The organism is Nocardia brasiliensis (assembly GCF_011801125.1).
GTDB lineage: Bacteria > Actinomycetota > Actinomycetes > Mycobacteriales > Mycobacteriaceae > Nocardia > Nocardia brasiliensis_C.
Genome location: NZ_CP046171.1, coordinates 1,107,036 through 1,120,823, shown reverse-complemented (window position 1 = coordinate 1,120,823; position 13,788 = coordinate 1,107,036). Strand labels below are relative to the sequence as shown.

The 13,788-nt window shown below is 68.0% G+C and carries 9 protein-coding genes; 6 read left to right on the top strand and 3 right to left on the bottom strand.

The annotated features are described in order from the left end of the window. Window positions 1-15 precede the first annotated feature (15 nt). Window positions 16-1,380, bottom strand: coding sequence for an FHA domain-containing protein (locus F5X71_RS04980; RefSeq protein ID WP_167460865.1), 1,365 nt, complete (start codon window positions 1,378-1,380; stop codon window positions 16-18). Window positions 1,381-1,570: 190 nt separating this feature from the next. Between F5X71_RS04980 and F5X71_RS04975 the strand changes: the two genes are divergently transcribed. From F5X71_RS04975 to F5X71_RS04950, 6 genes are all read left to right on the top strand, one after another. Then, complete coding sequence (locus F5X71_RS04975) at window positions 1,571-2,731, top strand: DUF7373 family lipoprotein (protein ID WP_238815721.1); 1,161 nt, start codon at window positions 1,571-1,573, stop codon at window positions 2,729-2,731. Between the two features lie 131 nt (window positions 2,732-2,862). After that, complete coding sequence (locus F5X71_RS04970; RefSeq protein ID WP_238815972.1) at window positions 2,863-4,047, top strand: DUF7373 family lipoprotein; 1,185 nt, start codon at window positions 2,863-2,865, stop codon at window positions 4,045-4,047. Next, window positions 4,044-5,273, top strand: coding sequence for a DUF7373 family lipoprotein (locus F5X71_RS04965; protein WP_167460862.1), 1,230 nt, complete (start codon window positions 4,044-4,046; stop codon window positions 5,271-5,273). The genes F5X71_RS04970 and F5X71_RS04965 overlap by 4 nt, the downstream gene beginning before the upstream one ends. A 76-nt stretch (window positions 5,274-5,349) precedes the next feature. Beyond that, window positions 5,350-6,894: a serine/threonine-protein kinase gene (locus tag F5X71_RS04960; protein ID WP_167460861.1), complete on the top strand. Its 1,545-nt coding sequence runs from the start codon at window positions 5,350-5,352 to the stop codon at window positions 6,892-6,894. A 416-nt stretch (window positions 6,895-7,310) separates the two neighbouring features. Further along, a complete protein-coding gene (locus tag F5X71_RS04955; protein ID WP_014981793.1) occupies window positions 7,311-7,628 on the top strand; it encodes a WXG100 family type VII secretion target in 318 nt (105 codons plus the stop codon). 36 nt (window positions 7,629-7,664) lie between these two features. After that, window positions 7,665-7,967, top strand: a complete 303-nt coding sequence (locus tag F5X71_RS04950; protein ID WP_167460860.1) for a WXG100 family type VII secretion target — start codon at window positions 7,665-7,667, stop codon at window positions 7,965-7,967. A gap of 171 nt (window positions 7,968-8,138) precedes the next feature. Here the strand turns inward: F5X71_RS04950 and F5X71_RS04945 are convergent, their stop codons facing one another. Both F5X71_RS04945 and eccCa read right to left on the bottom strand, forming a co-directional pair. Then, entirely contained in the window at window positions 8,139-9,581 is a 1,443-nt protein-coding gene (locus F5X71_RS04945) for a type VII secretion-associated protein (RefSeq protein WP_167460859.1), read from the bottom strand. Continuing rightward, entirely contained in the window at window positions 9,581-13,612 is a 4,032-nt protein-coding gene (gene eccCa / locus F5X71_RS04940) for a type VII secretion protein EccCa (protein WP_167460858.1), read from the bottom strand. Before eccCa ends, F5X71_RS04945 begins: the two co-directional genes overlap by 1 nt. Window positions 13,613-13,788: the final 176 nt, after the last annotated feature.

The following is a 13,788-nucleotide window of genomic DNA, read 5'->3' as shown; positions in this document are numbered from 1 at the left end:
CCGCACCGGCGCGGGTCAGCGACCGAACGGCGGCGGGGCCAGGTGTTCGAAGCGCAGCACCCGATTGCCGAGCATGACCTCGGCGCCGGGCACCAGGACCATGGATTGGTTGGGCGCCAGGCGAATCCAGTCCCGATAGCCGGGCAGGCGGGTGCGCGTGCCGTTGGTCGAACCCCGATCCACCACGGTCACATCCCAATTCAGCAGATGGATCTCGGCGTGGGCGCGGGACATGCCGCCGGAGGAATCGTCGACCCGCAGCGGGACCAACCCGCGCTGAGCAGCGTCGGAATGCTCGGGATCGCGCCCGAGCACCGCGTCGGCGGCCAGGGTGTAGGTCATGCCGTCGTCGAGCACGAGCATGCCGAGCGGCGGGCGGACCACCTCGATCAGGGCCTGGGTCTGATCCACCGGCATGCCGCACACCGTGCAGAACGCCGAGCGCGGATCGCTGGGATGCGCACGGGCGCACTTGAATCCCATCACCTTCACCGTCAGCGCGGTCGCCTTGGCCGTCGCCTCCAGCCTGCGTTGCAGGTCCGGATCCGGTGGCGGAGCCGGTGTCGTGCCCCGTATCTGCGCGTGCGGTAGCTCGGTTTCGGTGGGTTCGTGCGGCTGCGACTCGGTCGCGCGCTGTGGTGACGGACCATCGCGTCCCGCCGCGCGCCGCGGTTCGCTCGGCGGCGGGGTATCGAGCTGTGGCGCCGGGATGTCGGGCTGCGCGGGCGCGGCATCGCGCTGCGACGGGGGCTCGTGGTCGATCCGCGCGGTAGGCAGCGGCGCCTCGTCCACCCGTCTGCGCCTGCCCTCGCGTCCCGCGTCACCGGACCGGGCCGGCGTGCGCGCCGCGTCGGTCCAGACGATCGCGCCGCCCGCCTGGGCGAGCCCCTCGACCAGCCAACCGATTCCGCGTTCGGCCGGAACCTCGGGGATCCGCCCCTTCGCATCGTCGACGAACAGGGCGACGGCCCGCTGCGGTGCGCTCGCCACCCGGTCGACGGTGAAGGCCGCGTCGCTGCCCCGGTACCGCTCGACCGCGCCCGCGTCCACCAGCACCGCGGTGACGGCCCCGTGCAAGAAGATGGCCACCCCGCCCGCGTCGGCGGCCGACAGGATGCCGAAGTCGATCGGCTCCCCCGGGCTGATCTGCTCGGCCGACTTCATCAGCCAGCGGGTGGCCTGCCTGGCGATCAGCGCGCCGGGTGCGCCCCGGTCCTGTTCGGTCGCCTCCCGGACCAGCTCGGCCAGCGATTCCGCGGCCAGCGCGGCGGGCGTGTCCGGGGTCGGCCTGCCGGGCCCACGATGCCCGACAACGACCACCGCACCCGCGACCCGAGCCACCACATGGCTGCCGACAACGACCTCGACCTGCCGATCCATCAAAGGAATCGGCCTCTGTCGAGGGTGCGGTGCAGGGTCGTCGCCACGAGAACCAGGGTATTGCAATCCCACAACTATCGACCCCCCTCCCAGGCGTCCGTCCGGTAACTTCGACGAAAGCAGGTGAAGGAAACGAGGACCCGTCATGGTTCGGACATCGCGTATCGCACTCGCCGCGTCGTGTATCGCATTGACTGGTCTATTGACCGGTTGCGGCGGCGTGCGGGGCACCGCAACGGCGGGTGAGGTCGATGTGCGCCGGCTGGAGGTCGGCACCTACGCCGTCGACCGGCACCGGTACAACCAGGACCCCGGCGACAAGGCCACACTGCTCGAGGGCATGCGGATGTCGGACGCCGTGGTGCCGACCGTGCGGATCGACCCCGCGCTCTCGGTGGGCCGGGGCAGCACCGTGATCGCCGACGCAGAGCAGGCGCTCGACTTCGTCGCCAAGGTGTCCAAGCCGGTCTTCGACAACCGCAAGCTGATCGTCGGGTACGCCGCCAGCGGCGCGGACAAGCCGGACCCGGCCGGGCAGACCAGCCCCGCCCCCGATGCCACGGCGGTGACCAACGCGCTGTTCCGTTTCCCGGATCCGGCGATCGCCAAGATCGCCGCCCGTGAGCTGGAGGATGTCGACATCGCCGTCTCCCCGGAGAACCAGAAACTCCCGTCGACCAAGTTTCCCGACGCCTATATCCATTGGCGCCCTGGCGTGCCCACCATCGGCACCTTCGTTGCCTACAAGGAATTCGTCATCTCACTGTTCATCCAGCGCCCGCGCGCCGACAGCGCCGACCTGGTGAGCTGGGTCGACAAGACGCTCACCGCCCAGCTCGCGCGGCTCGACCAGTTCCAGGCCACCCCGCAGAACAAGATCAAGGACCTGAAGGTCGACCCGGAGGGCCTGCTCGCCCGGGTCGCGGTGAGCGATCGCACGGGCCGCACCCCCGACACCGCGACCTTCGCCATCTTCGGCGCCGATCACATGGTGCACCGCTCCGTGGACGAGGCCGCGCATCTGCGCCTGGTCCAGGAGGCGGGTGTGGACCGCACCGCCGTCGCCGACGACAGTTACGTCGCCCGCGCCAGGGACGGCGCGGGTGCGCGGCGACTGGCCGCCGGATTGATGGAAAGCGAAGGCGCGCACTACGACACGATCGGTGCGCCGAAGGATGTGCCGGGCGCGAAATGTCTGCAGCTGAACAGCAAAGGCAATCCCGACCGGGAATACAAATACCGCTGTTACGTCACCTACAAACGCTATGTGGGGGTCGTGACGAGCGACAAGGAACCTGACGTCCGGCAGAAGGTCGCGGCCGAATACGCGCTGCTCGCGAACAGCCTCTGAACGGTGCCCTGATCGGGGCGACGCACAAAGGCCCCGAACGCTGTGGTCCTGTGTGTGTCGGCGCGGTGAGTTAGTATCCGCGAGACGACCACAGTACGGGGAGGGCCGGTTTGCAGTTCGGCGTGAGATCGATGCCTGCGCGCACCGCGGGTGCCTTGATCATTGCGGGCACACTCGCGCTTGCCGCGGCGTGCGATACATCACCGCAGGTCACCGCGGATCCGGTGATCGACGTGGCGAGCCTGGACGTCGGCAGCTATCCCACCGAACCGCGCGAAGTGGGGCAGGTGAAGAACCTCGATCAGGCCCGCTTCATCGAAGCCGAACGGCTCGGAAACTTCGTGCCCGTCGCCTCGGATATCGACCCCGCGTTCCGGGAGGGCAATCCGTCGGTCTCGACGGTTTTCATCGACCCGCGCAATTCGCTCGGCAAAATCATGAGCATCGATCGTTTCGCCGAGGCAGCCCCGGATTTCGTCGCCGGATTTCTCAGCAATGGCAGTACCGACGTGCGCAATCTGGGCCGGGATCTGTTCAACGCGGTGATGATCTTCCCCGACGAGCAGCGCGCGGCGGCCGCGGCCGAGGCGCTGGAGCGGGTGGATTTCGAGGCCGCACCGCCGAACGAGCGGGTACAGATTCCGAAATATCCCGCGGCGCGCGCGCATTGGCAGCCGACCCAGCAGTCGATCGGATCCTGGTTCGCCACCGGCAAGTTAGTCGTCTACACCTGGATCTACGACTACCAGAAGATCTTCCTGGAGAAGGTCGATCTGCCCGCGCTCTTCGCACTGGTCGAGCGGAGTCTCGACACGATCGTCCCTGCGATCGGCAAGTTCACCCCGACCCCGGCCGACCAGCTGATGAATCAGCCGATCGACTACGACGGCATGCTGAGCCGCACCCTGCCGCGGCCGCGCGAGGACTCCTGGATCGATCCGCCGGGCGCGTACAACGGCCATGCCGCACTGCACTTCACCACCGATCCGGACGACGACCGCAGGCTGATCGAGGAGGCAGGCGTGGATCGGTTCGCCAGCGACGCCACCAACGTCTATCGGGCCCGCGACGCCGCCGCGGCCGCGAAATTCCGTGCCGATCGCGGACGACTCACCAAGAGCTTCAAGAGCGCCGACTCGCCGCAGAATCTGCCGGTGGCCGGCTGCAAGGAATACATCGGTTCCCAGACCATCGCGGTCCGCTTCTATTGTTCGGTGTCCCACGGCCGCTATGCCGCATTCGCCTGGTCGCATCAACTGCTGGACGCGCAGCAGCGGATATCCGCGCAGTACGCAATCCTGGTGAATGCCCGATGAATTCCCTGCGCACCGTCCGCACCGCCGCCCTCGCCTGCTGCGCGACGCTACTGCTTGCGGCCTGCGGGTCGACCGTGTCCGGCACGGCACAACCCGGCGAGATAGACATTCGGAAACTCGATGTCGGTAATTACCCGACCGAGCCGTTGAACGCGCACGACGACGATTATCGACCGACCTTCTACGAAATGCGTGAGGTCGCCGCGATGCGGCTGGCCGACTATGTCGCCACCGCCTACGACATCGATCCCGGGATGAAATACGGCGCGCTGTCCTGGAGCATCTCCAGCGGCGTCATGCCCGATGAGCTGGGGCGGCCCGCGGACCTGGAGCCGATCGCCAAGCGCAACAAGATGATCTACGGGTACAAGTCCAACGGCTCGGACAACAACACCACCAACTTCACCTCGTCGTGGCCGACCAAGCGCCAGCCCAACTCGACCACGGTCAGCACCATCGTGATGCAGTTCCCGGACGCCGAGCGGGCGAAAACCGCGGCGACCGAGTTCTACGACGCCGATTTCGGCGCCTACCGGGAGCAGAACCAGCCGGTGCGCCTGCCGAAATACGCTGACGCGCATGCCCATTGGCGACCCGATTCACCATTTCTGCGCACCACCATGGCGCACGGGCCCTATGTGATCGGTTTTCTGGTCTCGACGCCCGCGCCCGTGCTCGACGAGCTCGTCGCGCTGGCCGAGAAGGCCTACCGCACCCAGCTCACACTGCTGGACCAGCTCCCGGTGCTCTCGGAGGAGCAGCTGCTCGAATTGCCGTGGGATCCGGATCATCTGCTCAGCCGCGCGCTGAATCCGGACAAGACCAAGCGGCCCAGCTTCGACGACAGCTATGCCCTGTTCGGCCCGCGCGGCGTGCTGCACTCGGCGCGCGATCGCGATTACGCGAGCAAGCGCTTCACCGAGATGCGGGCGGACCGTTTCGCACTGTCGGCGGGGACGCTGGTGGTGCACACCCCGGACGCCGACACGGCACGAAAGGTGGTCGCGGACCGGATCACCCCGACCCCCTCCGCCGCGAATGCCGAACCGCCCGCCAATCTGCCCGACTCGGCCTGCGTGGAAAACAAATCCAGCCTGAGCGGCAACAAACGATTCACCTGCATTGTCGCGTATCGAGAATACGTCGGTTTCGTCGCGGCCAATCAACTCGCCGACGCCCAGCAACGCGCGGCCGCGCAATACTCCATTTTCGCGAACAGCCGCTAATGCAGCGCACCGCGGCGAGTTCGAGCAGTCCAGTATGCTGCTGCGTGGGAAAGACCGAGTCAGGAGATAGTGGACTATGGCGATGAGCCCCGGCACCATCGTGGGCGGGTACCGCATCGATCGGGTACTCGGAGCCGGCGGTATGGGCACGGTCTATCTCGCCAAACACCCCAGCCTCCCGCGCATGGACGCGCTCAAGGTACTCAGCCCCGAGCTCAGCCGCGACCACGAGTTCCGGGCCCGCTTCGAGCGCGAGGCGAATCTCGCTGCCGGCCTTGATCATCCGAATATCGTCTCGGTGTACAACCGCGGCGAGGAGCACGGCCAGCTGTGGATTGCCATGCAGTACGTCGACGGCATCGACGCCTCCGCCGAGATCGCGCGCGACCCGCACGCGATGAATCCGCTACGGGCGCTGCGGATCACCACCGAGGTCGGCAAGGGCCTGGACTACGCGCACCGCAGAGGGCTGCTGCACCGCGACATCAAGCCGGCCAACTTCCTGCTCTCGGCCGCCGACGGGGACGAAGAACGGGTGCTGCTCACCGATTTCGGCGTGGCCAAGTCCAACGACGACACCACCGAACTCACCCAGACCGGCAGCTTCGTCGCGACCATCGCCTACGCCCCGCCCGAGCAGCTCACCGGCGACCGACTCGATCACCACGCCGACATCTACAGCCTGGCCTGCTCGTTCTTCAAGCTGCTCACCGGCCGCAACCCCTACCCCGCCACCCAGCCCGCGCTGGTCATGATGGGCCATCTACACGAGCCGCCGCCCGCGGCGACCGCCGTCAATCCGGGCCTGCCGCCCGCGATCGACCAGGTCTTCGCCCGAGCCCTGGCCAAGAACCCCGCAGAGCGCTTCAACTCCTGCCGCGAACTCACCGACGCGGCGGCCAATGCCCTTGTGCCCGGCTACAACCCCGGCGCGACCAACACCTCCCCCACCTATCCCGTCCAGGTCGTCGACCCGCACCCGCCCACCGATCCGCGGACGATGCGCCCCGTCCCGCAGGGGCAGGCGCCCGCGGCGCCGAAGCGCCGCAGGCGCAGGCTCCTCGCCGTGGAGATCGGCGCGGTCGTCGTCACGCTCGCCGCGGGCTTCGGTATCTGGGCCATCAGCGGCGGCAGCGACACCACCGATACGCCGACGACGACACCCTCGACGGTGATCGCGAGCGGCGCGAGTTCGATCGAGCAGGCGCGCGCCGACAATCCGGGATTTCGCGGCAAGGTCATCACCATGGTGGATGTGCCGCGAACCAAGCAGATCGCGACCTTCCTCGGCGGTACCCCGGCGACCAAGTTCCTCGAGGATCTCGGGTTCGTCTACAACTTCAATTACGCGAAGCAGGGCGAGGAGGCCTCGCCGCGCGCGCTGACCACCAGCACCCCGCTGGAGGTCGGCCCCGACAGCTATGTGCTCGCGGTGCGCAGCGACGAGGAGGCGGGCAACGGCGGCCTGCGCGGGCTGCCGTACCAGGTGGCCGGTACCAAGGCCACCGTCATCGTGCTGGACGATCCCGCCGCGGTCGCCGCGATGCGGAGTTGGACCGCGGACTCGGAGCGGACACTGCTCGACAAGCTCGTTCCCTTACTCCGTAATCGCGTGAAGTAAACAACCGCCGCGTAATTCCGCGACACCGCGGCGCCGATAAATTTCCGACTGCGGATATCCGCAGTACACGGCCACAATTTTCGCTTTCGAAGCGGTTTGCTCTGCTGGTAGCGGTAGTCATATGGGTTCGGTAAGGTGTACCCAGCCAGCCCACTCGCCGATCAACACACAGCGAGCAGGGGGAAGGAGGGGAGCCGAGCGCTGGCGGCATGTGATCGGCCGTGTCTGTAGAGCGACCCACTGGGGCTTGAACACACGAAAGTACTGGTCCACGACGCAGGAACTGATCATGGGAGCCGTCCCGAAACTTTCTCGAGTCGAGATGGAACCGATCAGCACCTAACCGCGTCCAATCAGATGTACAGGCCAACCAGGGCGTCCGCCGTTGGCCGAGACGGGAACCGAAAGGAGCCGAAATGGCAGGACAGCTCGAAGCGAGCGAGGAAGCGATCCGGAAGTTCACGGAGAACTGCCGTCAGCGGCACAGCGATCTGCAGGCCTCGATCACGGCACTGAACGCGAAGTCGGATGCCACCACGGCGACGTGGAGCGGCGCGGCGCGCGGCGCGTTCGACACGCTGATGGACAACTACTTCGCGCAGGCGAAGAAGCTGAACGACCAGCTGGACCAGACCTCCGACAAGCTGGCCCACGCGGGCACCAAGTTTGCCGACCAGGATCAGCAGTTCGCCCAGCAGGTTGCGGCGCAGGCTTCCAGCCTGGACCTTCCCTGATCGATAACCAGACCATCAGACGATAAGGAGCTCCAGATGGCTGTCAACAACCCCGGAACCATTGCCTCCAATTTCGGTGAGGTCTCGGCCGGCGCACAGTCGATCGTCACCGAAGCACGGAACGTCATGTCCATGCTCGAGGACTTCCACAAGCAGGTCACCGACTTCGTGACCAACTACTGGAAGGGTGACGCGAACGACGCCTTCGCCTCCCTCCAGGCCCAGTGGAACACCAACGTCACCCAGCTGAACACCACGCTGGAGACCGCGGGTCGCCTCGTCGACCAGGGCAACACGGACCTGCAGACCACCGACACCACCCTTGCGGGACTCTTCTGAGAAACCCGTCTCGGCAATTCGGGCCCCCGGCATTCACCTGCCGGGGGCCCGAATTATGTTCAAGCCGATCAGCATGATCACCATCGGCGTCCTGACCGCCGCGGCCGCAGTGGCAGTGATCGCGTGGCAGCTCACCGCCCCACAAGGATTCGGCGCAACGAGGTGAGCCTCCTACGGGACCACTCGTACCGAGCCGCCGAACCGGTCGCAGGTGGCGGACAGTGTCGGCCAACTGTCGCCGACGTATTGGCAGCCGATGCTGAGTTGGATCCCGTACTCCAGCAATACATGCCACACGACGGTTGAGCCGTCGCCGGGGCGCTCGCGGTAGGCGAGACCGGAACGACCGCCGAAAACGACATCTCGCTTCAGGTCGGTGAGCACGCCCGCCGGGCGCTGACCGATCTGTGCTTCCAGGTTCGCCGCGACCTGCTCGTAGCCGGCGCCGACGGCGACCTGGGTCTGCGCCACGATGATGCGCATGCGCGCGCCGTCCTCGGGCGAAAGTTCCACCCGCGCCCGGCCGTTGGCGTCGGGTGGGGTGGTGAGCCGCCAGCCGTCGGGCACCTGGAATCGCACGCGACCGAACACCTCCGGTTCGGCGTCGACCGGCGACGGCGGTGCCGCGACCTGGCGGCTCGTCGTCGGCGCGGTCGTCGGCGCGGCGACGGGCGCGTCCGCGGCACGGTTCAGCAGCAGCACCCCGCCGACAACGGCGGCGGCTACCACGACCACCGCGGCGACCGCGACCGCCACATAGGCGGTGCCCCGGCGCCGCGGCTGCTGGGCGGCCGCACGCTCGCGTAGCGGTTGCATCCAATCCGGCGGCGGCCCAACGGGTGCCGGTTCGGGTACCGGAATCGGCTCGGTCTGTTTGCCGCGGATGAGATCGGCCCCGGCGACCGACCGGAGTTCCACCTCCGGCCCGCAACCGCGCCGCACCGCCGCACGGAGCACCTCGAATTCGGCAGGCTCGGTCAGACCGACAACCTGCGCCAAGTCGACCTGCTGACCGTCGAGCAACCGGCCGATCAGCGCGCACAGCGCATCGAAGCCCGGCGACTCCGGCAGCACCTCGGCGAGCGCGAGATCCGGCTCGTGCGCACAGGATTCGAGCCGCACGCCCTGATGGTCACGCAGCACCGTCGCGGCCGTGGTGGTGAGCGCGCCGAATTCCAGCACCAGCGTGCGGCGGCTGTGACTGGTTCCCTCGTCCACCGCGACGGCCCGCACCGCCAGCTCCTCGAAGCGCATCTCGCCGGTCCAGCGGCGGGCCGCCTGGTCGAGCACGGCCCGGCGCGCCGCACCCCACTCGGTCGGGCAGATGACGGTGATCCGGTCGCACGGGGCGGTGACGCGCAGGTGCTCCAGGGCCGTGCCGATGACCGCGGTCAAACCGTCGGCGACCGACGGGATGCGCGGCAGCAGGGCGATCGCATCGGCCGAGACGTGCTGCACGACCGAACTCACCTGGGTCGGCGGGTTCAGTGACTCCCCGACCACGAGATCGAACCCGTTGCTGCCCAGCACGATCGAGGGCGGCCCGTCCCAGTGGGTGGTCGCACTGCGCGCCCACACGCGCGTCTCGGTGACCACCAGCTCGACGGCGGACATCAGGACTGCGGCATCCAGGCCGTCTGGATCAGACCCTCACCCTGGCGCGTGACGTATGTGCCGCGGCCCGGCGGCATGATGCTCGGCCGGGTGGTGCCCATCAGCACACCCTCGTCCCGGGGACAGCTCATGATCAGACCGGCCGACCCGAGATCCTTCAGCCTGGCCAGCGTGGCCTCGTACATGGCGCGGCTCGCGCCACCCGAGCGCCGGGCGATGATCAGGTGGAAGCCGAGGTCGCGCGCGTGCGGCAGGTGCTCGACCAGGGCCTGCACCGGGTTGCCCGCGGACGTGGCCACCAGGTCGTAGTCGTCGACGATCACGAACAGCTCGGGCCCGCTCCACCAGGACCGCTCGCGCAGTTGCTGCGGTGTCACGTCCGAGCCCGGCGTCCGCTTGTTGACGTAGGCCGCGAGGTCGGTCATGTTCTGGGTGAACTGCGGTGCGGTGGAACCGTATCCGGCGAGGTAGCCCTCGGGCACCAGGCCGAGCATCGAGCGCCGGTAGTCACCCATGATGATCCGCGCCTGGCTCGGCGTGTTCGAGGCGCAGATGCCCTCGACGAGCGAGCGCAGCAGGGTGGTCTTGCCCGACTCGGTGTCACCGATGATGAGCAGGTGCGGGCTCTCGGCGAAGTCGGCGTAGACCGGCGCGAGCTCGGACTCGTTGATACCGATCGGAATTCGCAGGCACTTCGCGGACTGGTCGACCTGGGTTGGCCAGTCGCCCGCCAGGTAGAGCAGCTGGTCGCGGGAGAGCTGCTCGGGCAGCATCCGCACCGGCGGCGCGGGCCGGCCCGGGGTGAGCCGGGCGATGGTGGCGACCGCGTCGGCGACCGCCTGGCCGAGGCTGTTCGGGTCCGAGCTGCCGTCGATGCGCGGCAGGCCGGTCAGCATGTGCAGGCAGTCCGGGGTCATACCGCGACCGGGCCTGCCCTGCGGCACCATGGCGGCGAACTTGCGGCCGAGGTCGGAGTCCATCGGATCACCGAGGCGCAGTTCGATTCTGGTGCCGATCTGGTCCTTGAGCGCGGGCCTGGCTTCGGCCCACCGGTTCAGCGCGATGATGACGTGCACGCCGTAGGAAAGGCCCTGCACGGCGAGGTTCATGATGACCTGCTCGAGCAGCTCGAAATCCTGGCGGATCGAGCTGAAGCCGTCGACCACCAGGAACACGTCGCCGAACGGATCCTCGTGCGCGCCGGTCGCGGCCGGGCTGCTCGCGGGGTCCATCGCGCGCAGCCTGCGGAACTCGACCATCGACTCGATGCCGAGCTGCCGGAACCTGGCCTCGCGCTGCCGGACGATGGTGGTCATCTCGGCGATCGTGCGCCGCACCTGATCCTCGTCCAACCGGCTGGCCACCGAACCGACGTGCGGCAGGCCCTGCAGGCTCATCAACGTGCCGCCACCGAAGTCGAGGCAGTAGAACTGCACCTGTTCCGCGGTGTGCGTCAACGACATCGCCATGATCATGGTGCGCAGCGCGGTCGACTTACCGGACTGCGGACCACCGACGATGGCCACGTTGCCGCGCGACCCGGACAGGTCGACGAGCATCGGATCGCGGCGCTGATCGTAGGGGCGGTCGACGATGCCGATCGGCGCGCGCAGGGTCGCGACCGCGGCGTACTCGCCGGTGAGAACGGAGCGCGGGATGAGCTGATCGAGGGTGGGCGCCTCGTCCAGCGGCGGCAGCCAGATCTCGTGCGCCGGACGACCGTGGTTGCGGATCCGGGAGACGAGCATGTTCAGGTTGGAGATCTCCTCGCCGTCCTCGCCCTCCAGCGGCTCGAGGCTCGGCTCGGCGGGCAGCGGAACCCGGTCCGCCGCACGGAATCCGACGTGTGTCGCGGTGAACGGCCGGGCCTTGATGTCGATCTCGCCGGACTGGTTGGCGACGCTCATGTCGCGCTGCGAGCCGCCGCCGACGTAGGCGCCGGACACATAGGACGCCTGGAACCGGACGATCTCGCCGGAGTCCGACTTCAGGTAGCCGCCACCGGGATTGTTCGGCAGGTTGTAGGCGTCGGGCACGCCGAGCACCTGACGGGATTCGTTGGCGGAGAAGGTCTTCAGGCCGATCCGGTAGGACAGGTGACTTTCCAGGCCCTTGAGCTTGCCCTCTTCGAGGCGCTGCGAGGCGAGCAGCAGGTGCACGTGCAGCGAGCGGCCGAGCCGGCCGATCATCACGAACAGTTCCGCGAAATCCGGGTGCTGGGTGAGCAGTTCGGAGAACTCGTCGAGCACCACGAACAGCGCGGGCAGCGGATCGAGGTCGGCGCCCGCCGCGCGGGCCTTCTCGTAATCGGAGACGTTGGCGAAGTTGCCCGCCGAGCGCAGCACCTCCTGGCGGCGGTTCATCTCACCGGCCAGCGCGTCCTTCATCCGGTCGACGAGGTCGGCCTCTTCCTCGAGGTTGGTGATGACGGCCGCGACGTGCGGCACACCGTCGAGCCCGAGGAAGGTCGCGCCACCCTTGAAGTCGACGAGCACCAGGTTGAGCTGGTCGGGTGAGTGCGTGGCGAGCAGGCTGAGCACCAGCGTGCGCAGGAACTCCGACTTACCGGAACCGGTGGCGCCGATGCACAGGCCGTGCGGGCCCATGCCGTTCTCGGCGGCCTCCTTGATATCGAGTTCGACCGGCAGGCCGTCGGCGCCGACACCGAAGGCCACCCGCAGCCGCTCGCGGCCATAGCGCGGCCGCCAGGCGTGCTCAGGGTTGAACGTGCCGATGTCGCCGAGGCCCATCAGCTGGCTCCAGGTCGAGATCACCTCGGAGTCATCGGATTCCACGTCGCTGCTGCGCTGGGTCGCCGCGCGGTACGGCGCGAGCCTGCGGGCCACCTGCTGTGCCTGCTGCGGGCTGATCCGGTCGATCAGCGCGAAGCGTTCCTGGTTGCCGGTCGCGCCGCGGCCGACGCATTCGCCGTTCTCCACGATCATCTTGATGCCGCGCGAGACCGCCAGCCGCGGCGCGTAGCCGCACAGGTCGATGATGGTGACGCCCTCGTAGCCGGATTCGCGCAGCTGGTCTTCCTCGGCCTCGAGCAGGCCGCCGTCCACCACGATCACGATGTGCACCATGTTCGCGTTGGCGGGTTGGTTACGCGAGTAGCGGACCCGGTTGCCCAGCAGCGGTTGCAGTCCGGCCATCGCCTCGCGGATCGAGCCGTAGAACATGCGCTGGGTGCCGATGCCGTCCTGGGCATCGGGGTGCTGAGTGTGCGGAAGCCACTTGGTCCACTCCCATTCGCGGGCGGTGTCCGGCCCGCAGACGATCGCGAACAGCACCTGGTCCGGCGCCTGGAACATGGCCAGCTGCAACAGCATCGCGCGGGTCATGTCCCTGGCCTCGCCGCGGTCGCCGTCCAGCGCGATGGTCGCGAAGCCCTTGACCGCGATCGCGGTGGGCAGGTCGGGCACGGTCGAGTGGGCGCGCACGAAGCGGCGCAGCGAGACCGCCGCGATCGGCTCCAGCTCCTCGACCGGACCGGTCTCCGGCGCGACCAACCGGGTCGCCAGCCGCTGACCGCCGACGCCGATGCGCGCGTGACAGAAGTCCTTGTCGCCCGCGCGCCGCTCCCACATCCGGCTGGTGCCCGCGAGCATCCAGATCAGGCCGGGCTCGGGATGGCTCCATTCGACCGAGGCGCGTTGCTGTTTGGCGGTCTCGTCGACGTCGCGGCGCACCTGGTCGAGGTAGCGCAGGTAGTCCTTGCGGTCCTCGTTCGCCTCGGCGGCCTTGGCCCCCTTGCCGCCGCCCTGCCCGGCGAACATGCCGACCATGGAGAACATCATCATGAGCGGGAACATCATGCTCATCGGGTTCGTCGCGATGCCGCCGCCCTGGGTGAACAGCAGCGCCATCATGCCCACCATGCCGATGATCATCACCACGGGCATCAGCTTCATCAGCAGATTTCCCGGGGTCACCCGAGGGATCTCGGGTGGCGGCTGCAGCGTCACCTCACCGCCGGGCGAACGCGGCATCTCCCGGCGGGCACGGCGCTGGAACCGGACAGTACTCATCGCGCGAGTGTTCCCCCTCTTCGACAGCTGCCCCCGGCCACCACGAATTCACCTGGCTGCCGAGTTTTGGGCTCAGTGTAGAGGCCACAGCTGACATGTCGTACAGTTCGACCAGCATTCTGCTGCCCGAACCGTGGGTTCGCAAGCTCGACGCCAGCTCGTGGGTTTGCGAAAAT

What these genes read in the sequence shown, in the direction of transcription:
- F5X71_RS04980 (WP_167460865.1), bottom strand. Translation starts at nt 1,380, where the DNA reads ATGGATCGGCAGGTCGAGGTCGTTGTCGGCAGCCATGTGGTGGCTCGG.
- F5X71_RS04970 (WP_238815972.1), top strand. Translation starts at nt 2,863, where the DNA reads ATGCCTGCGCGCACCGCGGGTGCCTTGATCATTGCGGGCACACTCGCG.
- F5X71_RS04965 (WP_167460862.1), top strand. Translation starts at nt 4,044, where the DNA reads ATGAATTCCCTGCGCACCGTCCGCACCGCCGCCCTCGCCTGCTGCGCG.
- F5X71_RS04960 (WP_167460861.1), top strand. Translation starts at nt 5,350, where the DNA reads ATGGCGATGAGCCCCGGCACCATCGTGGGCGGGTACCGCATCGATCGG.
- F5X71_RS04955 (WP_014981793.1), top strand. Translation starts at nt 7,311, where the DNA reads ATGGCAGGACAGCTCGAAGCGAGCGAGGAAGCGATCCGGAAGTTCACG.
- F5X71_RS04950 (WP_167460860.1), top strand. Translation starts at nt 7,665, where the DNA reads ATGGCTGTCAACAACCCCGGAACCATTGCCTCCAATTTCGGTGAGGTC.
- F5X71_RS04945 (WP_167460859.1), bottom strand. Translation starts at nt 9,581, where the DNA reads ATGTCCGCCGTCGAGCTGGTGGTCACCGAGACGCGCGTGTGGGCGCGC.
- eccCa (WP_167460858.1), bottom strand. Translation starts at nt 13,612, where the DNA reads ATGAGTACTGTCCGGTTCCAGCGCCGTGCCCGCCGGGAGATGCCGCGT.